General features: G+C 37.3%; 20 protein-coding genes. 6 read left to right on the forward strand and 14 right to left on the reverse strand.

From position 1 onward, the window contains the following. Window positions 1-9 precede the first annotated feature (9 nt). A complete protein-coding gene (locus tag QUF93_RS28180) occupies window positions 10-372 on the reverse strand; it encodes a YxeA family protein (RefSeq protein ID WP_289360881.1) in 363 nt (120 codons plus the stop codon). A gap of 234 nt (window positions 373-606) precedes the next feature. Between QUF93_RS28180 and QUF93_RS28185 the strand changes: the two genes are divergently transcribed. Continuing rightward, entirely contained in the window at window positions 607-1,644 is a 1,038-nt protein-coding gene (locus tag QUF93_RS28185; protein ID WP_289360882.1) for a PTS sugar transporter subunit IIC, read from the forward strand. Between the two features lie 251 nt (window positions 1,645-1,895). Here QUF93_RS28185 and speB read toward each other — a convergent pair whose 3' ends face one another. The 4 genes from speB to QUF93_RS28205 form a co-directional block, all read right to left on the reverse strand. Further along, complete coding sequence (gene speB / locus QUF93_RS28190; RefSeq protein ID WP_001209831.1) at window positions 1,896-2,768, reverse strand: agmatinase; 873 nt, start codon at window positions 2,766-2,768, stop codon at window positions 1,896-1,898. A gap of 218 nt (window positions 2,769-2,986) precedes the next feature. Continuing rightward, window positions 2,987-3,814: a polyamine aminopropyltransferase gene (gene speE / locus QUF93_RS28195; protein ID WP_000424696.1), complete on the reverse strand. Its 828-nt coding sequence runs from the start codon at window positions 3,812-3,814 to the stop codon at window positions 2,987-2,989. 186 nt (window positions 3,815-4,000) lie between these two features. Continuing rightward, window positions 4,001-5,164, reverse strand: a complete 1,164-nt coding sequence (locus QUF93_RS28200) for an MFS transporter (protein WP_098268626.1) — start codon at window positions 5,162-5,164, stop codon at window positions 4,001-4,003. A gap of 5 nt (window positions 5,165-5,169) precedes the next feature. Further along, complete coding sequence (locus QUF93_RS28205; RefSeq protein ID WP_289360883.1) at window positions 5,170-5,577, reverse strand: MerR family transcriptional regulator; 408 nt, start codon at window positions 5,575-5,577, stop codon at window positions 5,170-5,172. Between the two features lie 152 nt (window positions 5,578-5,729). Here QUF93_RS28205 and QUF93_RS28210 point away from each other — a divergent pair, with 152 nt between their 5' ends. Both QUF93_RS28210 and QUF93_RS28215 read left to right on the forward strand, forming a co-directional pair. Continuing rightward, window positions 5,730-6,455 (forward strand): glycerophosphodiester phosphodiesterase, encoded by a 726-nt coding sequence (locus tag QUF93_RS28210; RefSeq protein WP_289360884.1) that lies wholly within the window; start codon window positions 5,730-5,732, stop codon window positions 6,453-6,455. A 101-nt stretch (window positions 6,456-6,556) separates the two neighbouring features. Beyond that, a complete protein-coding gene (locus QUF93_RS28215) occupies window positions 6,557-8,608 on the forward strand; it encodes a transglycosylase domain-containing protein (protein WP_289375957.1) in 2,052 nt (683 codons plus the stop codon). 32 nt (window positions 8,609-8,640) lie between these two features. Here QUF93_RS28215 and QUF93_RS28220 read toward each other — a convergent pair whose 3' ends face one another. After that, window positions 8,641-9,150: a YwhD family protein gene (locus QUF93_RS28220; protein WP_000136685.1), complete on the reverse strand. Its 510-nt coding sequence runs from the start codon at window positions 9,148-9,150 to the stop codon at window positions 8,641-8,643. A 25-nt stretch (window positions 9,151-9,175) separates the two neighbouring features. Continuing rightward, a complete protein-coding gene (locus QUF93_RS28225) occupies window positions 9,176-9,850 on the reverse strand; it encodes a site-2 protease family protein (protein WP_002123706.1) in 675 nt (224 codons plus the stop codon). A 112-nt stretch (window positions 9,851-9,962) separates the two neighbouring features. Here QUF93_RS28225 and thmT point away from each other — a divergent pair, with 112 nt between their 5' ends. Continuing rightward, window positions 9,963-10,148, forward strand: coding sequence for a 2-hydroxymuconate tautomerase (gene thmT / locus QUF93_RS28230; protein WP_001147172.1), 186 nt, complete (start codon window positions 9,963-9,965; stop codon window positions 10,146-10,148). Between the two features lie 39 nt (window positions 10,149-10,187). On the opposite strand, the gene QUF93_RS28235 is transcribed toward thmT, so the two are convergent. The 6 genes from QUF93_RS28235 to QUF93_RS28260 all read right to left on the reverse strand — a co-directional run bounded on the left by QUF93_RS28235 (window position 10,188) and on the right by QUF93_RS28260 (window position 16,159). Then, a complete protein-coding gene (locus tag QUF93_RS28235; RefSeq protein ID WP_289360886.1) occupies window positions 10,188-11,492 on the reverse strand; it encodes an HD domain-containing protein in 1,305 nt (434 codons plus the stop codon). 145 nt (window positions 11,493-11,637) lie between these two features. Continuing rightward, window positions 11,638-12,576: an ABC transporter substrate-binding protein gene (locus tag QUF93_RS28240; protein ID WP_002123703.1), complete on the reverse strand. Its 939-nt coding sequence runs from the start codon at window positions 12,574-12,576 to the stop codon at window positions 11,638-11,640. A gap of 204 nt (window positions 12,577-12,780) precedes the next feature. After that, complete coding sequence (locus QUF93_RS28245) at window positions 12,781-13,596, reverse strand: ABC transporter ATP-binding protein (protein WP_289360887.1); 816 nt, start codon at window positions 13,594-13,596, stop codon at window positions 12,781-12,783. 15 nt (window positions 13,597-13,611) lie between these two features. After that, the gene (locus QUF93_RS28250; protein WP_144505020.1) at window positions 13,612-14,628 is read right to left on the reverse strand and encodes a FecCD family ABC transporter permease; all 1,017 of its coding nucleotides are present in this window, start codon (window positions 14,626-14,628) and stop codon (window positions 13,612-13,614) included. After that, window positions 14,625-15,680, reverse strand: coding sequence for a FecCD family ABC transporter permease (locus QUF93_RS28255; RefSeq protein WP_289360888.1), 1,056 nt, complete (start codon window positions 15,678-15,680; stop codon window positions 14,625-14,627). The genes QUF93_RS28250 and QUF93_RS28255 overlap by 4 nt, the downstream gene beginning before the upstream one ends. 254 nt (window positions 15,681-15,934) lie before the next feature. Next, a complete protein-coding gene (locus QUF93_RS28260; protein WP_000526075.1) occupies window positions 15,935-16,159 on the reverse strand; it encodes a YuzB family protein in 225 nt (74 codons plus the stop codon). A 289-nt stretch (window positions 16,160-16,448) separates the two neighbouring features. On the opposite strand from QUF93_RS28260, the gene QUF93_RS28265 reads away from it, so the two are divergent. Together QUF93_RS28265 and lipL are read left to right on the forward strand one after the other, a co-directional pair. Continuing rightward, window positions 16,449-17,141 carry an RsfA family transcriptional regulator gene (locus tag QUF93_RS28265; protein WP_289360889.1) on the forward strand — a complete coding sequence of 231 codons (693 nt, stop codon included), beginning with the start codon at window positions 16,449-16,451 and terminating at the stop codon, window positions 17,139-17,141. A gap of 143 nt (window positions 17,142-17,284) precedes the next feature. After that, window positions 17,285-18,130 (forward strand): octanoyl-[GcvH]:protein N-octanoyltransferase, encoded by an 846-nt coding sequence (lipL, locus tag QUF93_RS28270; RefSeq protein WP_289360890.1) that lies wholly within the window; start codon window positions 17,285-17,287, stop codon window positions 18,128-18,130. 63 nt (window positions 18,131-18,193) lie between these two features. On the opposite strand, the gene pta is transcribed toward lipL, so the two are convergent. Beyond that, the gene (pta, locus tag QUF93_RS28275; RefSeq protein ID WP_002113123.1) at window positions 18,194-19,165 is read right to left on the reverse strand and encodes a phosphate acetyltransferase; all 972 of its coding nucleotides are present in this window, start codon (window positions 19,163-19,165) and stop codon (window positions 18,194-18,196) included. Window positions 19,166-19,433: the final 268 nt, after the last annotated feature.

A 19,433-nucleotide genomic window follows, 5' to 3' on the forward strand; every position in this document is an offset into this window, starting at 1 on the left:
TCGCTCCTTTTAAGCTTTTTCTATTTTTTGTAATGCCTTTTGCGGGATTGATTCTTTCGGGATTTCAGCCCATCCTTTTCCTTGCATACCCTTTGCATAAATTTTTACAAAATCACCTGTATGCAATTCACGGTTCACTATTCTTTTAATGATTTGTAGCTTTCCGTCTTCCGTATACCCTTTAAATGTATACAAATATTCATCGTCTTTTTTCTCACCTTTATCTATAACTGCATAATAATCTTGTATTTCTTTATTTGAAAAGAAGTTGTCTACAAAGGCATCAACACCTTCTGTTTTTGATTGTAAATAATATGCTGTACCACCTAAAATAATGGCGAAGACAGCTAAAACTTTCATTACCAACTTCATACATGCGCCTCCTGTTTGCACTTCTTTCTCACTAACCGTATGTCTATACCTGTATTATACGAAAAAAAGCATACTATACTCTATCGAAATATCTTACACTTCCCTTACATTATTGTAAGGCTTTTTAACCTTACAGCAATTTCCGGACAAAAAGTTTTTCCGTTTAACAAACTTTTATATTATTATTGAATGATACGAATTTTTACTACAAACATCAAAGGAGACAGTTTTCAAATGGCTATCTTGCAAGGTTTAGCACTATTACTTGTTGTACTCTGTCTATTTACACTTTTTAGTTACCGTGCTCCTTACGGAATGAAAGCAATGGGTGCTTTAGCTAATGCAGCAATCGCAAGTTTTCTTATTGAAGCATTTCACCGTTATATCGGTGGAGAAATGTTTCATAATGACTTTTTACAATCAGTAGGAGAAGCTTCTGGTAGTATGAGCGGTGTCGCAGCGGCGATTTTAGTAGCATTGGCAATCGGTGTTTCACCCGTATATGCTGTTTTAATCGGTATCGCTACTAGTGGATTCGGCATTTTACCAGGATTTTTCGCCGGATACGTTTGTGCCTTTGTCGTGAAATTTCTCGAAAAGAAATTACCAGCTGGTGTAGAATTTTTAGCAATTTTATTTATTGCCGCACCAATTTCACGTGGAATGGCCATGCTTATGGATCCGCTCGTTAACGCAACACTCGGTAAAATCGGTTCTATGATTTCAGTTGCAACTACAGAAAGTCCTATTATTATGGGTATTATGCTTGGTGGATTAATCACAGTTATTTCTACATCTCCATTAAGTTCTATGGCACTAACTGCAATGCTTGGATTAACAGGTTTACCAATGGCAATTGGTAGTCTTGCCGTAGCAGCTTCTGCCCCAATGAACTTCATTTTCTTTAAACGACTAAAAATTTGTTCCAAGAAAGATACAATCGCTGTAGCAATCGAACCGTTAACACAAGCCGATGTTGTCTCAGCAAATCCAATTCCAATTTATATGACAAACTTCGTTGGCGGTGCACTTGCTGGTATTATTACATCGCTATTCCAGCTCGTTAATAATGCGCCAGGAACAGCATCACCAATTCCAGGACTTCTTGTCTTATTCGGATTTAATGACGTTATAAAAGTAACGATCGCTGCTGCATTATGTGGAATCGTTACCACTATTGTCGGATACGTTGGATCAATTGTATTCCGCAAATATCCAATCCGCTCCGCTGATGAAATTCGCGGAATTAATTCGGAAGAGAACGTGGCATAAGAAAAAGAGTTATTCTCATCGTTTGAGAATAACTCTTTTTTTCATGGCTCGCCATGGTTTTTTAATATATCGACTTACTGACACATAACGAAAAAATAAGGGCCCCCTATTCATGTAGGAGGCCCTTATTTTATCCAGCTACAGCGGCTAGAATGATCGGTGGCTTCGCTTCTTCCTTCGAGGCAAAAAGCACCTCTACGTCTGAAGCTCCATCCCCCTCACATTCTAAACGAGCCGCTTCCGCTTTTATTTTATTTCACCCAACCGAGCAGCATTTCCCGCACGAATTTGCTTGCTGCGACTGGTGTTTGGTCACTATGGTCGTAGACTGGAGCTACTTCTACTAGGTCTGCTCCAACTACATTTATATTTGAATTTGCAATTGCCACGATGGAATCTAATAATTCTTTAGATGTGATACCTCCAGCTTCTAACGTTCCTGTTCCTGGAGCGTGAGCTGGGTCTAATACGTCAATGTCGATTGTGACATAGACTGGGCGTCCTGCAAGTTTCGGTAATACTTCTTTTAACGGTTCTAATACGTCAAATTTGTATAAGTTCATACCTACTTCTTTCGCCCATTCAAATTCTTCCTTCATTCCAGAACGAATTCCGAAAGAATATACGTTTTCCGGACCAATTAAATCACACACTTTACGAATTGGTGTAGAGTGGGATAAAGGCTCCCCTTCATAAGATTCACGTAAATCAGTATGAGCATCCATATGAATGATTGCTAAATCCGGATATTTTTTTGCCATTGCCTTAAAAATTGGCCAAGACACTAAGTGCTCACCGCCGAGACCTAGTGGAAACTTATCGGCATCTAAAAGTTTTGATACATACTCTTCAATCATGTCTAAGCTGCGTTGTGCATTTCCGAATGGTAATGGGATATCACCCGCATCAAAATATTTTACCTCTTCTAGTTCACGATCTAAATACGGACTATATTCTTCAAGACCGATTGATACTTCACGAATACGTGCAGGGCCAAAGCGAGATCCCGGACGGTAACTTACTGTCCAATCCATAGGCATCCCGTAAATAACTACCTTTGACTCTTCAAAACTTGGATGACTTTTAATAAATACTTTACCTGAATAAGCTTCATCAAAACGCATATTCTTTTCCTCCTTATGTGGAACTTAAGGTATCCCAACCTTTCATATTTCTCAAATTTGGAGCGCACTGCTCCTCTTTCTCGATTTACCGGGGTCTTCTGTTTCATAACAAGAAGACGATTTTCTTTACAGAAGTGTAAATAGCTAGCATGTTCAAGTCTTCTGGACAAACACCTTAAATGAGCTATTTACACTTTATTTGTTAAAATTCGATTTTCTTACTTAATTAAATCGCCAACAAATTTCGGTAATGCGAATGCTGCATTGTGCAATTCTTTCGTGTAGTATTTCGTTTCGATTTCGTGGAAACGCTCTTCACTTACTTCTAATGGATCATGTTTTTTAGATCCGATTGTGAATGTCCAAAGACCACTTGGATACGTCGGAATGTTTGCTGTGTATAAACGAGTAATTGGGAAAATCTCTTTTACATCTTTAAACACAGTCGTAATTAATTCTGGTGTGAACCAAGGGTTGTCCGTTTGCGCAACGAAAATACCGTCTTCTTTTAACGCTTTAGAGATTCCAGCGTAGAAACCTTTCGTAAATAAGTTTACTGCTGGTCCTACTGGCTCAGTAGAATCTACCATAATTACGTCATATTCATTTTCGCTTTCCGCGATGTGTAGGAAACCGTCTCCTACTTTCACTTCTACACGCTCATTGTCTAATGCGCCTGCAATTGATGGTAAGTACTGTTTAGAGTACTCAATTACTTTCCCATCAATCTCAACAAGAGTTGCTTTCTTTACGCTTGGGTGTTTTAACACTTCACGAATAACACCGCCATCACCACCACCTACAACTAAAACGTTTTCAGGGTTTGGATGTGTAAATAAAGGTACGTGCGCTACCATTTCATGATAAACGAACTCGTCTTTTTCTGTCGTCATAACCATGCCGTCTAAAATAAGCATGTTTCCGAACTCTTCCGTTTCAACCATATCAAGTTTTTGGAATTCTGTTTGCTCCGTATGTAATGTGCGGTTAATACGCGCCGTAATTCCAAAATGTTTTGTTTGTTTTTCAGTGAACCATAGTTCCATCGTACAATCACGCCTTTCAATGCAAATTTATAATAGGGACATCATTAATGTCCCCTAACAAAAATAAAACAAAACATCCAAAAAGTATAGTTAAAAGTATAAAAATACCGAAAATATATTTTAGTCAGAGCGTTCTAACATATATGTGAACAGGGTTTGCTCTGTAATAGGAAAGAAAACCCTTTCTTAAGAAAGGGCCTTCGTCTCTACTTCTACCGGTTTACGAATTGGAATTAAAATCATAATACAACCAACTAATACAACAATTCCGCCGACTAAAAACGGGCTTTGCGGTGAAACTGTGTGCCCGATAATTCCTGATAAAATAGGAGCAATCGCGCCTCCTAACCAACGAACGAAGTTATAAACACCTGATGTAATAGATCTTTCATAAGGTGAAATATCCATTACATAACTTGTAAATAATGCGTTATTTAATCCTGATGCTAATCCAGATAGAACGATTAACACGATTTGTAACCACATAATTTTCACGAAGAATAGCGCAATTAATAACATCGCAAATACGAGTAAACTACCCTTTAATACTGTTTTTGGTTCATATTTACCTTCTAGCTTATGCGCTAAAATTGCTGATCCGTAAGCTAGCGCTAATCCCCACCCACAAAATACAAAACCTAATTGAATAGCAGATAAATGCATAATAAGTGGTGAATATGCTAAAACAACGAAAAATCCATAGTAATATAACATCCCTGAAATGGCACCTTGCATAAATGGTTTATACTTCACCAAGTTAAGTAATTCTCCCATGCCCGCTGCTTTACGCTTCACTTTTCGCTCCGGTTCTTTTACAAAAAAGAAAACTAAAATAAATGCTAAGAAAATTAAAATACTCGTCGCAAAAAATGGATAACGCCAAGAATGTCCACCTAATATCCCGCCTAATAACGGCCCACCTGCCATCCCTAAACCAATGGCTGCTTCATATAATCCTACTGCTTCATGAACTTCTTTACTTAATGCAATTAATAATGTCATCGCCGTTGCGAAGAACATCGCATTTCCTAATCCCCACCCTGCGCGGAAAATAGATAATTGAGCAATCGTTTGCGATATACCGCATATAAAAGCAAATACAGTTACAATCGCAAGACCAATTGTCATCATTCGTTTATCACCAAATCTTGATGCAAATATTCCAGCTGGTAACATCATAATTGCCATCGTTAAAATATATGCTGTAAATAACATCTCGACTTGCCAATGCGAGGCACCAATTTGTTCAGCAATACTTGGTAAAATCGGATCGACTACCCCTATACCAGAAAAGGCAAGAAAGGTAGCGATCACTGTAATCAATCTCCCTAATTTTTGTTTGCTCTCCATTTTGATTACTCTCCTTTGGTATTCTCTAAAAATGTAACTGCCCGGCTTAAACTATCCTCTAGCTCCGCCTTCACACGCTGCATTTGCTCCATTTTCTCGTCTAGCGTTTGCACTTGTTTTGCAAGCATCTCTTTAATTTCTTGAATCACTTCGCGGTCACGAGGGTTCTCGCTATTTCTCCTGTGTTCCATTCTTTCTTTTAACGATAAGAAATGTTGCATTTCTTGAAGCGTAATTCCTAGCACTTCTTTCGCTTCTACAATCCTTTTAATTCTTGCAATGTCCTCATCTGTATACAGACGAATGTTTCCCTCACTACGCTCCGGGGGATGAATTAAACCAATTTCCTCATAATAACGAAGTGTACGTTTTGTTAAACCAACTTGTTTTGTTACTTCATCGATTTTATACATGTTTATTCCTCCCTTCACTCAACTATTACATTTTACGTTAACGTTAACTTTTATGCAACTGTTAGATTTTTGTAAATGTTTTTCCTATTCAATTGTATTTTTCCCAAGGCAGTTTCATAATGAAGAAAAAGAGATGATAAGGAGATTTTCACATGAATAAACCACTTATTTTTGCTCATCGCGGGGTAAAAGGAACACACCCAGAAAATACGATGATTGCCTTCCAAGAAGCTGAACGCATTGGTGCTCACGGAATTGAACTTGATGTTCATCTATCAAAAGATGGTGAACTAGTTGTTATTCATGACGAAACAGTGGATCGCACAACAAATGGCGTGGGGCTTGTTTCCGAGAAAACTGTAGAAGAATTACAAGCTTTAGATGCCGGTAGCTTTAAAGATCCTTCTTTCCATGAAGCAAAAATCCCAACGTTACGCGAAGTATTTATCTGGCTCTCTACAACAAATTTACAACTTAACATTGAATTAAAAACAGATGTGATTCACTATTCAAATATTGAAGATAAGGTTGTTGCCCTTGTTCGCGAATATCATCTATCCAATCAAATTGTATTTTCATCATTTAACCATGATTCCGTTTCATTATTAGCAGAAATTGCTCCAGAAATTCCAAGAGCGATTTTGTACGATACACCACTTGCAGATCCTATTGCTGAAGCAAAAAAACGCGGGGCAACTGGATTACATCCAAACTTTCAATTATTAACGAAAGAGTTTGTCCAATTAGCACAGGGGCAAGGATACGTTTTTCGCCCTTACACCATTAATGAATATAAAGATTTACAAACTATGATTGATTATGGCGTAGATGTTATTATTACCGATTGGCCAGCGCGTGCCTTTGAGCTCCTTTCTTAATTGAAGGGGCTTTTTTATTTTCGAAATTTCATTGTTTAAAATAACTCAAAACCCTCAATACTAATACAATAACGCTTGTATTAATGAGGGGCTGAAAAAAGATGGATCAAACTATGAATCCAAAACTTAAAAAATATAAACGTCTTTTCTTCACCGCAATGTTTTCTTGCGTCCTTTTCTTCGTTTTTTCCTTTTTTGTTATTCTTATAGTTGCAAAAATTATGGGACCTCCTCCTGTTGCGGTCCCGCAAACGAGTGTCTTTTACGCTAATGATGACACTGTTATAGGACAAAGTAATGAAATGCAAAAACGCTATAATGTATCTCTTGATGAAGTTTCTTCTTATGTAAAAGAGGCGACACTATCTATTGAAGATCAACGATTCTACAAACATCATGGCTTTGATATGAAGCGCATTGCTGGTGCCATTATTGCCGATTTAAAAGCAATGGCAAAAGTACAAGGTGCTAGTACTATTACACAACAGTATGCTCGTAACCTATACTTAGATCATGATAAAACGTGGAAGCGTAAACTATTAGAAGCAATGTATACCGTTCGCCTTGAAGTGAACTATAATAAAAATCATATTTTAGAAGGATATTTAAATACAATTTATTACGGACATGGCGCTTACGGTATCGAAGCTGCGTCCCGTCTATATTTCGATAAAACAGCAAAAGAATTAACATTAGCAGAAGCGAGTATGCTCGCAGGTATCCCGAAAGGACCAAGTGTCTACTCTCCCTTCTTAAAAGAAGAACGTGCGAAAGGGCGTCAATCTCTCATACTAGATGAAATGGTAGAACAAGGTTATATTACAAAACAGCAAGCTACCTCGGCAAAAAAGGAAACACTTACTTTTGCCTCATTGGATACGAAGACAGTTGCAGAAATTGCACCTTATTTCCAAGATGCTGTACAGGCTTCCCTTCTTCGTGATATCGGATTAGATGAGCAAGCCTTACAGCGAGGTGGCTTGCGTATTTATACAACGCTAGACCCTAAATTACAATCTGTAGCAGAACAAGCTGTAAAAAATCATATACCTGAAACAACAAACATCCAAACTGCCCTCGTCTCTATGAATCCAAAAACAGGTGAAGTGGCTGCCCTTATTGGTGGAACTGATTATAATACGAGTCAATTTAACAGGGCTACACAAGCCGCTCGCCAGCCTGGCTCTACATTTAAGCCGTTCCTATATTACGCGGCCTTAGAACGAGGATTCACCCCTGCTACACGCTTAAAAAGCGAATACACTGTATTCACTTTAGGTGACGGTGTTTCAAAGTATAAACCGAAAAATTATAAAAACTATTATGCAGACGATTTTGTGACAATGGCACAAGCACTCGCCGTTTCTGATAACGTATATGCTGTGAAGACGAATTTATTTTTAGGCGAAGACATTCTTACAAAAACAGCGAAGCAATTCGGTATTACTAGCGCCTTAAAAGATGTTCCGTCTCTTGCTCTCGGCACATCTCCTGTAAAACCAATTGAAATGGTCAATGCTTATAGCATGTTTGCAAACGGCGGAAAAGAAGTAAAACCAATCTTTATACGACGCATCGTTGATCATGAAGGAAATATGCTATACGACGCTCATTTAGAAAGTAAACAAGTTCTAGATAAAAGCAAAACTTTTGTGATGGAAGAAATGATGACAGGTATGTTTAATAAAAAACTAGGCAGTTATGCCGCTGTGACCGGTCAATCGATGTTATCAAAACTATCAAGAACATATGCTGGAAAGTCTGGTTCTACAGAAACTGATAGTTGGATGATTGGATTTACCCCGCAGCTTGTAACAGGGGTTTGGATTGGATACGATCAACCTAAATCCATTTCAAACGTAGCAGAACAAGGATACGCAAAAAAAATATGGACCGATACGATGGAAAAAGGATTAGATGGACAGCCTAAAAAAGAGTTCAAACAACCAACAGATGTTGTTGCTGTCGACGTTAACCCTGAAAACGGTAAAATTGCTACAAAAAATTGTCCCATTTCTGTGAAAATGTATTTCGCAAAAGGTACAGAGCCGACTGAATATTGTATGGATCCCGTTGATGATAAAGAAGAGTTCGAAAAGGTTAGTGAAGAGAAGAAAAAGACGGGTTGGTGGAAAAAATATCTCCCGTGGTAAAAAAATAGCTGACGGAAATCCGTCAGCTATTTTTATTCACCTAATAATGCGTGGCGCAATTCTTCACTAGATTCGTTCCAAATTGCTTCATTATGCTCTTTTAAGAATGTGCCAAGTACCTTTTTAGATGATTCATCCATATGATCAATCATGATGTGGCGCTTTAATGATTTATCCATTTTGTTTACATGCTCTGGAAGTGATTTATATCCGCGGCGAATTTCACGGTCAACTGTCATTTCACAAGCAGTTACACCTGCGTAATATGCACCGTTTGGTGTTCTTTCAATTGTTACCCAAACAAGCCAAAATGGTTTTCCGTTCGGAACTTCATCTTTATTTGTTAAAAACTTAATTCCTTTTTCTACTGTACTACGCGCATGCATCGCACCGATATCAACGAACGCAGTTTTCTCTAATACATCAACAAATACAGGAGAAATATTTTCTAGGCTTAATGCCCCAACACCAAACCCACCATGTCCATCTGTTGAATCATTTTTTACAATATTAAAACCGATTTTTTTCTTTTTCTCTGTCATATGTAACTTCCTCCTCGCTTAATGATTATAAAAGCCCGAAAATAGGCGCAATGATATTTTGTAAAAACCTTAATACATGCGGAATAACTACCTGAAAAATAGGTTGAATTGTGTAATTGCTAAGCGGTGTAATAACAAGAATTAATAACGCAATTGCTCCATACTTTTCATACTGTGTCATTTTCGCACGAATATTTGCTGGTGCTAAATCTTCCACAACGCGATACCCATCAAGTGGCGGGATTGGTAATAAGTTAAATACAAGTAAAACAACATTTAACATAATAAAGATTTCAAAAAACTTCCCTAATGTATCAGCTACTGCGACTGGAACTGCATCTAAAACTCCGAATACTACTAAGCTATACAAAATAATTAAACCAATTGCACTTAAAATTAAATTACTAATCGGTCCTGCAATCGAAACTAATATCCCGGCAAGACGAGGTCTTTTAAAGTTATAAGGGTTAACTGGTACTGGTCTTGCCCAACCGAATCCAAGAATTAATACAGCAATCATCCCGATAGGGTCTAAGTGAGCCATCGGTGATAGCGTTAAACGCCCTTGTTTTTTCGCTGTATCGTCCCCAAATTTATATGCAACATACGCATGTGCAAATTCATGTACAGATAGTGCAATAATAATCGCCATTGCTACCAACGGAATTTCTTGCAATGGATATCTAAATAACTGATCCATAATTCATCTCCTCTTCAATATCTCAAAAAAAGAAAATATTTGTTTTTCTGATTGTTCTTCCTCATAATCCGCTATAATAAGAGTGTAACTTACATAAAAGGAGCGATTGTACATGCCATACGTAACAGTGAAAATGTTAGAAGGACGCACAGAAGAACAAAAGAAAGCTCTTGCTGAGAAAGTAACCACAGCAGTAAGCGAAACAACTGGTGCTCCTGAAGAAAACATCGTTGTTTTCATCGAAGAAATGTCTAAAAACCATTATGCAGTTGGCGGAAAACGCTTAAGCGACAAATAATTTCAAGTTTTTTCATAAGAAGCAGCCCTTAGCTGCTTCTTATTTCTTTCCTTCTAACAACTCGATAATTCTCTCTTTATATTTTCCTTTTCTTCCATCTTCATAGATTAAATCATGCGGATAGAATAACTTTTGATCCGTTCTCTTCTTACCCGTAATCGCCTCAACAATATCCGATTCACGTGAAAGCTCTCTAAGTTCCCCGCTCGGCATAAGAAGTAAGATTGGCAGACGCTCTTCTTCTTCTCCTGCGCGGTAAAAATCGTACGGTAAGTCTGATGTTGAATCAACAACTAAATAATACTCTGGATCGAGTCCAATCTTTTTAAATAAGCTACTTAATTCCACCCAATTATCTAAACCATGCTTGTCTGTAAACTCTACATATTTAAATAGATTCCGATTCATAAAACGGCGGCATAAATCACTCAAAATTGGATCTTCTTCGTCTTGCCATACTTGGAAGTAATAATACATTACGTTCTCGTCTAACTTTAAATAATCCTCTACTGTTACCTCTTCTTCAAATAAAGAATAGAAATGAACAGGGTGATATTTAAATGCATAATACTTCTCATGCAATGATTTAGCTCGGTGCAAAATCTTCGTTAAAATAACTTCTGCACTACGCGTTACCGGATGGAAATATACTTGCCAATACATTTGATAACGACTCATAATATAATGCTCTACAGCATGCATACCACTATTTTTAATGACTACTTGATTCCCACATGGACGCATTACGCGCAGTATACGTTCCATATCAAAGTTGCCATACTTTACACCTGTGAAATAAGCATCTCTTAATAAATAATCCATACGATCGGCATCAATTTGACTTGAAATCATACTAATCGCTAGTTTATTAGTAGATGTTTTCGCAATGACATCTGCTACCTTTTGCGGAAACTCCTTATCAACACGGCTTAACACATCATTAATTTCCGTATCACCGACGATAATCTTTTGCGTAAATTTCTCATGATCTAACGAAAATACTTTTTCAAACGAATGAGAAAATGGGCCGTGACCGACATCATGAAGTAATGCCGCACATAAACATAATAATCTATCTTCAGCATTCCAATTTGGTCTGCCATCAAACACATCATCAATCATACGACGAATAATTTCATACACACCTAACGAATGAGTAAAGCGACTATGCTCTGCACCGTGAAATGTAAAAAATGTCGTTCCAAGCTGCTTAATACGGCGCAAGCGTTGAAATTCTTTCGTTCCGATTAAATCCCAAATAACGCGATCACGCACGTGCACATATTTATGTACTGGGTCTTTAAACACTTTTGTTTCGCTGAGTTTGTCGTTTAAATATACCACTTTCCGACATCCCCCTTTCTTTACTGCATTCTTACTTTATATTATAAACGAAATAAGAAACAGAAAGAAATGAAAGACTATATTAATTCCTGTTATATAAAGAAAAATCACTTTTACCGACGTAAAAGTGATTTTTCTTTATATATTATTTTCCTAAAACAAACTCAGCAACTTCGTCTAAGATCATTTCTTTACCTAGTGGGAAGTATCCTTTGTTTAGGTCTTCATTGCTAATTGTGAATACGTGATTGTTTTTAACAGCGTTCATATTTTTCCAAATTGATTCTTCTTGGAATTCTTTTAGACGCTGAGAACCGTCACCAGTTGTAAATACGAATAAGTAATCTGGGTTGTAATCGATTAAAGCTTCTTTTTGCACTTGTACTAGCGGTTTATCAGTTGGTGTACCTTTAACTGCTGGTAACTTTAAGTCATTAAAGATTACGCTACCGTAACCGTAGTCACCGTATACGCGGAAAGCATTTGGATATGCAGCCATTTTCATGAATGTTGCATCGCCAGTTTTAGCAACGATTTTGTCATGTAATTTGCTTGCTTTTTCATCATACTGTTTGAACCATTCTTTTGTTTCTTTCTCTTTACCGAAGATTTGACCTACTTCTTCGAATTTTGGACGCCATTGGTCTAATGGTGTTTTTAACATAACTGTTGGTGCAATTTTAGATAATTGATCATAAATTTTTTCTTGACGATTGTTTACAAGAATTAAGTCTGGTTTTGCAGCAGCTACTGCTTCGATGTTAATTTTATCGCCCCAAGCAGAACCTACTGGTTTCACACCTTCTAATTTCTTTGCAATATGTCCATCAATTTTTTCTTGTGTTGTATTTGCAGTAATAATCGGTTTCATACCGAAAATTAATAATTCTTCTGTTGAACCACTAAGGTCAGCAATTTTCTTTGGATTTGCAGGAATTTTAATTTCCCCTTTTGCATGTTGTACAGTGCGCTCTTCAACCTTCGCATCTGCTTTCTTTTCTTCTTCTTTGTTAGAACAAGCTGCAAATAGTACAGAAGTAACAACTAGTACCATTGCTAATAGTGCCATTTTAAAATTCTTCATATTCCCACTTCACTCCTTCTAGCTGTATTTCTCTTATAATTCGCATGTAACTATAAGAAACGAAAACAACATTTAATTAATATATTTTTATTAATTGTTGTTTATAGCCCGTTCTAACGGGCGTTCAACTTCCCATCCATGGGTAAGAAGCTCAACGTCCATTAGAAGTTCCCCCTCTCACCTCTTTAAGAGGGGGCAATTCTATTAATTATGCTTTTTACGCAATTGATTATTAATCATCGCTAAATCGTATGTTAAACAAATTGGTTTACAGTTTACTGGACATGGAACGATTTGAGCTTCGATTTCAAATACATTTCGAAGCGTTTCACTTGTCATAACTTCATCTGGCGTTCCTTGTTTCATTAACTTCCCAGCTTTTAATGCAATCATATGATCAGAGAAACGAGAAGCATGATTTAAATCGTGAATAACCATAACAATCGTTCTGCCTTCTTCTTGGTTTAACTTCTTCAGTAAGTTTAATACTTCTAGTTGATGAGCCATATCTAAGTATGTTGTTGGTTCATCTAACACAAGTAAATCTGTTCCTTGTGCAAGAGCCATCGCAATCCATACACGTTGACGCTGACCACCTGATAAAGCTTCTGCTGGACGATTTGCGAATTCTGTCATCCCCGTCACTTCAAGTGCCCAATGAATGTAGCGATAATCCTCTTCTTTCAATGTTCCAAATCCTTTTTGATGAGGAAAACGTCCATATGAAACAAGTTCAAACACAGTAAGGCCTGTTGGCACTTCTGCAGTTTGTGGTAAAATCGCCATTTTCTTTGCGATTTCTTTCGTTGGCTGTTTCTCAATTGCTTTTCCATCAAGATAAACAGTACCTCGTTTTGCTTTCAAAATACGAGAAGCCGTTTTTAATAATGTGGATTTCCCACAACCATTTGGTCCAATAATCGTTGTAATTTGTCCTTCCGGAATTTCAACTGTTAATCCATCTATAATTAACCCTTCATTATAGCCAACAGATACCGCATCAACTGCTAAAGTTGCCATACAAAAAGCCTCCCTTTATTTTGTCCTCATAAGTAAATATATGAAGTATGGTGCGCCAATTACAGAAATAACAAGACCGACCGGTATTTCTGAAGTTGGTAACACACTTCTTGAAATTACATCTGCAAATAAAAGCAAGAACGTTCCTATTAATGCAGCCGTTGGTAACATAATTTGATGCTTTCCGCCAACAAGTCTTCTCGCTAAATGAGGAGCCATTAAACCGATAAAACCGATTCCGCCTGCCACCGCAACAGATGCACCTGCTAAACAAACTGCAATAAATAATAATTTACGTCTTTCCTTTTCTACGTTTACACCAAGGCCAACTGCTGTAGAGTCGCCTAAATTCATTACATTTAATATGTGCGCTTTACTAATGGCAAGTGGTAAGAAAATAACCATCCATGGGAGTACACTTAGTACGAACTTCCAATCTGTTCCCCATAAACTTCCTGCCAGCCAAATCGTTGCAAAACGGAAGTCGTTAGATGTCATCTTCATAGAAAAAATTAAACTAACAGCACCAAATCCGGCTGCAACAGCGATACCGACAAGTATTAATCGAGTCGATGAAACGCCGTCTTTCCATGCTAGTAAATAAATAATAACTGCTGCTAATATCGCACCAACTAGCGCGAAAAATGGAAGGATAAATACAGATAAAAATGTACCAGTTCCAACTTTTCCAAAGAAAAAGTATACGAATACAACAACTGTTAATCCCGCTCCGGCGTTAATACCTATAATACCTGGATCAGCAAGTGGATTTCGTGATAGCCCTTGCAAAATTGCACCTGACATAGCTAATGCAGAACCAACTAATATAGCAATAACCATACGCGGCATACGAAATTCAAATAAAATAACAGATTGATCTTCTGCACCTAATCCAACTAGTGACTTTAATACATCTATTGGAGGAATTTTAAATGTTCCTGTATTTAAACTTACTAAAAATACAGCAACGATTAATCCTACTAAAATCGTTAAAATAGAAATGTTCTTTTTTGTTAAGACGCTCGTCCTCACATTTTCCCTCTCCCTTCATTACGTGCTAAGTAGAGGAAGAATGGAACTCCAATTAGCGCTGTAATTGCTCCAATTGGCGTTTCAAATGGTGGATTAATAACGCGAGATAACATATCTGCACATTCAATTAACAATCCACCTAAGACTGCAGAACATGGAATAACCCATCTATAGTCTGAGCCTACAAGGAAACGAGTCATATGTGGAATTACAAGTCCAACGAATCCAACCGATCCTGCCATAGAAACCGCAGAACCTGTTAATACAAGAACAAGTACTGTTCCGATAAATTTAATTAATGTCGTATTTTGACCAAGTCCAATCGCAATTTCTTCACCAAAGCTTAAAATGGTAATATACCTCGACATCATAATTGCTATGACGAGACAAACAAGACCAATCGGTACTAACATATTAATACTTTGCCATTTCACTCCAGAAACACCGCCTGCATTCCACATACTTACCTCTTGGGCAAGATTGAAATACAATGCAATTCCAGATGAAATTGCCCCTAATAAAGCACTAATTGCTGCACCAGCTAAAGCTAATTTCACAGGCGTTAACCCACCTGGTGAAGAAGACCCAATACCATATACAATGCTCGCTCCAAACGCAGCTCCAATAAAAGATGCAATAACAAACATTAAATAAGGTGAATTAGGGAAGAATGCATACATAATTGCAATCCCGAATACAGCACCATCTGTAATCCCCATTAACGATGGCGATGCAAGTGGATTTCGTGTCATACCTTGCATAATTGCTCCTGATACCGCTAAAAAGGCACCTGCAACTACGCCCCCTATTGCTCTAGGCATGCGAAGTTCTTTAATTACGTTATGATGCGTTATAGACCCATCAAACTGAAATACAGCTTGCCAAACGGTCTTTAAACTAATATCTGCTGCACCAAACGAAATAGAAACTGCCATGCTTAAAGCTAACAAAATTGTGCCCGCTATTAAAATAATAGAAGCAACGAGTGGTCTGCTCTTAATCTCTTTAACATTCACATCTTGCTGTTCTATACTCCTTGCGCTCGCTTCCATCCCTCAACCATCCTAACCAACAACATATATTTAATAAAATGAAATTTATTCTCAAATAATAATAAAAAAATTAGGTGAATTGATCTTTTCATGATAATGATTCTCAGAATCAGACACTTTCTATTCTACCTAGTGCTTTAAAAGGCTGTCAACCATTATTTTGAAATACGAATCCACACAAAATCCGCATTTAATATCACATCTCGTTTTATAAACATAAAAAAAGAAGAGTAATCTGTTCACTCTTCTTTTTCTTACTTATTTAATTTTGCTTCAATTTTTACAATTAATTCGTCTTCTGTTGGAGCCGCAACTGGACGATTATTTACAAATGCGAATGATTTTTTACGACCAGGGCCACAGTAAGACTGACATGCAACCTCAATCGTTGCACATGAATCTACTTTTTTTAACTTCGGAATCAACGTTTTAACGTTCGTCGCCTGACAATCATCGCACACACGAAATTCGTTTCCCATTATATATAACACTTCCTCTATTTTAAACTTTTCACAAGTACATTTAAAAATAAACACTAAATGGTATTTTACCGCTCTTTGAAGCTTGTTGCAAGTCTCCGGGCGTAGCTCTATTCCTGTATAAGGCTACCTATTATTTATATTTTCTCCTTCAAAATCTTTCATCATTCATAGCCACATTTTTTCTCTTCATTGAAATCTACCATATTTTTAAAAGCTTTGTATAAAAGCTCATCTTTTTGCCCATTATAAAAATAGGAAGTTCATAAAAAGAAAGGGAGTTGAATCTATGAAAGTAAGACAAGATGCTTGGACAGACGAGGACGATTTATTACTTGCTGAAACAGTCCTTCGCCATGTTCGAGAAGGAAGTACTCAATTAAATGCATTTGAAGAAGTTGGTGATCAGTTAAATCGCACATCTGCTGCTTGTGGTTTCCGCTGGAATGCTGTTGTTCGCTATAGCTATGAACAAGCTCTTCAACTAGCAAAAAAACATCGTAAAGATAAAATGCGTGCTGCGGGCGGTGAACAAGCAAAAAAACGTTTGCTTTATACACCACCAGCTTCAGGGGCGATAACTGATTATGAAGAACACGTACCGTATGAAACAGCTGTTCAATATACAGAAGCTATTCCATATCAAGAGCCGACTGTTCCTGCTTCAAAAAGTTCAATAACAATGCAAGATGTTATTTACTTTTTACAAACAGTTGGATCTTCAAATATAAAAGTCACAGCTCTTGAAAACGAGAATACGAGATTGAAGCAAGAAATTAAAGCACAAATCTTGCGAAATGAAGAACTAGAAAAGAAACTAGAAAAATTAGAACAACAATCTCATACTGTACAAGAAGATTACGAAACACTTATGAATATTATGAACCGTGCTCGTAAATTAGCAGTAATGGATGATGAGGAGCGCTCACAAACATCTTTCCGCATGGATCGAAACGGTAACTTAGAAAAAATTGCAGAATAAAAAGGATGCATACAATGCATCCTTTTTATTCTTTCACTTCAAAACCCCCACTGATTAAAGTTTCACTTTATATCCGAGAAAACCCCTTTCTTCATTTTTTGCTATAATAGAGGTTGTCATTTTATAGATAAGGGGTTAGTTATATGAGCAATTCCCGTTCGATTTTATCTCAGCCAGAGTGGCGTATTGTAGACCAGTCTAGTTTAGGACCAACATTCCATGCACTTCAGTCATTCGCAATGGATGACACGTTATGCACAAGTATTGGAAATGGTCTATCCGCTGCAACAATGCGCTCTTGGGTTCATCACAATACAATTGTTCTTGGCATTCAAGATTCACGCCTACCGCATTTAGAAGAAGGTATTTCCTTTTTAAAAGAACACGACTTCAATGTTATCGTGCGTAATTCTGGTGGACTTGCGGTCGTACTTGATGAAGGTGTTTTAAACGTATCACTTTTATTCCAAGAAACAGAAAAAGGTATCGACATCGATCTTGGATACGATACGATGTGGCATTTAATTAAGGAAATGTTAAAAGATTACGATGTTACTATCGAGGCAAAAGAAATTGTTGGTTCTTATTGTCCTGGTAGCTATGATTTGAGCATTCACGATCAAAAATTTGCTGGTATTTCTCAGCGTCGTATTCGCGGAGGTGTTGCTGTACAAATTTACTTATGTGCGACAGGAAGCGGATCTGAGCGCGCCGCACTCGTTCGTGATTTTTACAACGTAGCGATTCAAGGAGAAGAAACACGATTTACGTATCCTGAAATTGTACCGAGTACAATGGCTTCACTATCTGAATTACTTGGCGAAACAATTACAGTGCAAGATTTAATGATGCGCCTTTTAAAAACGTTGCAACAATTCGCTCCAAAGTTAACACCATCTCAGCTAACAGTAGATGAAGTTCCTTTATACGAGACGAATTTACAACGTATTATTGATCGTAATAATAAAGCACTTGGCTTAGAAAAGTAAAAAAGACCACCTTCATTTCAAAAGAAATAGGGTGGTCTTTTTTCATATTAATTCATTATAGAATTAAAGTGCTTGAGCTGCTGTAATTAAAGCTAACTTGTACACTTCTTCTTCGTTACATCCACGAGATAGATCATTTACAGGCATGTTTAAACCTTGTAAGATTGGTCCTACTGCTTCGAAGTTACCTAAGCGTTGAGCGATTTTGTAACCAATATTACCAGCTTCTAGGCTTGGGAATACGAATACGTTAGCATCACCTTTAATTGTAGAACCTGGAGCTTTTTTCTCAGCTACAGATGGTACGAATGCAGCATCGAATTGGAATTCTCCATCTAAAGCTAATTCAGGAGCCATTTCTTTTGCAATGCGAGTTGCTTCTACAACTTTTTCTGTTTCTGGAGATTTCGCAGAACCTTTTGTAGAGAAGCTTAACATAGCAACGCGTGGGTCAATACCGAATAGTTCAGCAGTTTTCGCACTTTCGATACCAATTTCAGCTAAATCTTGGCTGTTTGGCGCAATGTTAATTGCGCAATCAGCGAATACATACTTCTCTTCTTCACGTACCATGATGAATACGCCTGAAGTTTTTGTAACGCCTGGTTTTGTTTTAATAATTTGAAGTGCTGGACGAACTGTATCAGCTGTAGAGTGAGCTGCACCACTTACTAAACCTTGTGCTTTGCCCATGTATACAAGCATTGTACCGAAGTAGTTTTCGTCTTTAAGAATTTTACGAGCATCTTCTTCTGTTGCTTTACCTTTACGACGTTCAACGAAAGATGCTACCATTGCATCCATCTCTTCGTATGTAGCTGGATCGTAAATATCAACGCCTGCTAATGTTAAGTTCATGCTAGCAGCTTTTGCGCTAATTTCTTCTTTATTACCAACTAAAATTGGTTTTACTAGTTCTTCTTTTGCTAAACGCTCTGCAGCGCCTAAAATTCTTTCATCAGTTCCTTCAGGAAGTACGATAGAAATGCCTTTCCCTTGAACTTTTTCTTTTACTGCTGTAAATAAATTGCTCACGAATAAACCCTCCTACAAATGTTAAAAAACTCTACCTTTAAGAATACTTCTTTTCAGCTATATTTTAAACTTATAGCTCCCAAAAAATAGATAAAATGAAAATGATTATATTTTCATAAAATTCAGCCGGAAAATAAAGCCTACTTAAGCCTTATTTTCTCCCGTTTTCCAATAAATATAAAGTGAAACTTTAATCAGTGGGGGTTTTGTTCATCCCCACTGATTATTAGTTGAACCAATCGGGCATTTACGGGCAGTTATCTCCCAC

The sequence above is a fragment of the Bacillus hominis genome (assembly GCF_030348325.1).
Taxonomy (GTDB): domain Bacteria; phylum Bacillota; class Bacilli; order Bacillales; family Bacillaceae_G; genus Bacillus_A; species Bacillus_A hominis.

What these genes read in the sequence shown, in the direction of transcription:
- QUF93_RS28180 (WP_289360881.1), bottom strand. Translation starts at nt 372, where the DNA reads ATGAAGTTGGTAATGAAAGTTTTAGCTGTCTTCGCCATTATTTTAGGT.
- QUF93_RS28185 (WP_289360882.1), top strand. Translation starts at nt 607, where the DNA reads ATGGCTATCTTGCAAGGTTTAGCACTATTACTTGTTGTACTCTGTCTA.
- speB (WP_001209831.1), bottom strand. Translation starts at nt 2,768, where the DNA reads ATGCGTTTTGATGAAGCTTATTCAGGTAAAGTATTTATTAAAAGTCAT.
- speE (WP_000424696.1), bottom strand. Translation starts at nt 3,814, where the DNA reads ATGGAACTATGGTTCACTGAAAAACAAACAAAACATTTTGGAATTACG.
- QUF93_RS28200 (WP_098268626.1), bottom strand. Translation starts at nt 5,164, where the DNA reads ATGGAGAGCAAACAAAAATTAGGGAGATTGATTACAGTGATCGCTACC.
- QUF93_RS28205 (WP_289360883.1), bottom strand. Translation starts at nt 5,577, where the DNA reads ATGTATAAAATCGATGAAGTAACAAAACAAGTTGGTTTAACAAAACGT.
- QUF93_RS28210 (WP_289360884.1), top strand. Translation starts at nt 5,730, where the DNA reads ATGAATAAACCACTTATTTTTGCTCATCGCGGGGTAAAAGGAACACAC.
- QUF93_RS28215 (WP_289375957.1), top strand. Translation starts at nt 6,557, where the DNA reads ATGGATCAAACTATGAATCCAAAACTTAAAAAATATAAACGTCTTTTC.
- QUF93_RS28220 (WP_000136685.1), bottom strand. Translation starts at nt 9,150, where the DNA reads ATGACAGAGAAAAAGAAAAAAATCGGTTTTAATATTGTAAAAAATGAT.
- QUF93_RS28225 (WP_002123706.1), bottom strand. Translation starts at nt 9,850, where the DNA reads ATGGATCAGTTATTTAGATATCCATTGCAAGAAATTCCGTTGGTAGCA.
- thmT (WP_001147172.1), top strand. Translation starts at nt 9,963, where the DNA reads ATGCCATACGTAACAGTGAAAATGTTAGAAGGACGCACAGAAGAACAA.
- QUF93_RS28240 (WP_002123703.1), bottom strand. Translation starts at nt 12,576, where the DNA reads ATGAAGAATTTTAAAATGGCACTATTAGCAATGGTACTAGTTGTTACT.
- QUF93_RS28245 (WP_289360887.1), bottom strand. Translation starts at nt 13,596, where the DNA reads ATGGCAACTTTAGCAGTTGATGCGGTATCTGTTGGCTATAATGAAGGG.
- QUF93_RS28255 (WP_289360888.1), bottom strand. Translation starts at nt 15,680, where the DNA reads ATGGAAGCGAGCGCAAGGAGTATAGAACAGCAAGATGTGAATGTTAAA.
- QUF93_RS28260 (WP_000526075.1), bottom strand. Translation starts at nt 16,159, where the DNA reads ATGGGAAACGAATTTCGTGTGTGCGATGATTGTCAGGCGACGAACGTT.
- QUF93_RS28265 (WP_289360889.1), top strand. Translation starts at nt 16,449, where the DNA reads ATGAAAGTAAGACAAGATGCTTGGACAGACGAGGACGATTTATTACTT.
- lipL (WP_289360890.1), top strand. Translation starts at nt 17,285, where the DNA reads ATGAGCAATTCCCGTTCGATTTTATCTCAGCCAGAGTGGCGTATTGTA.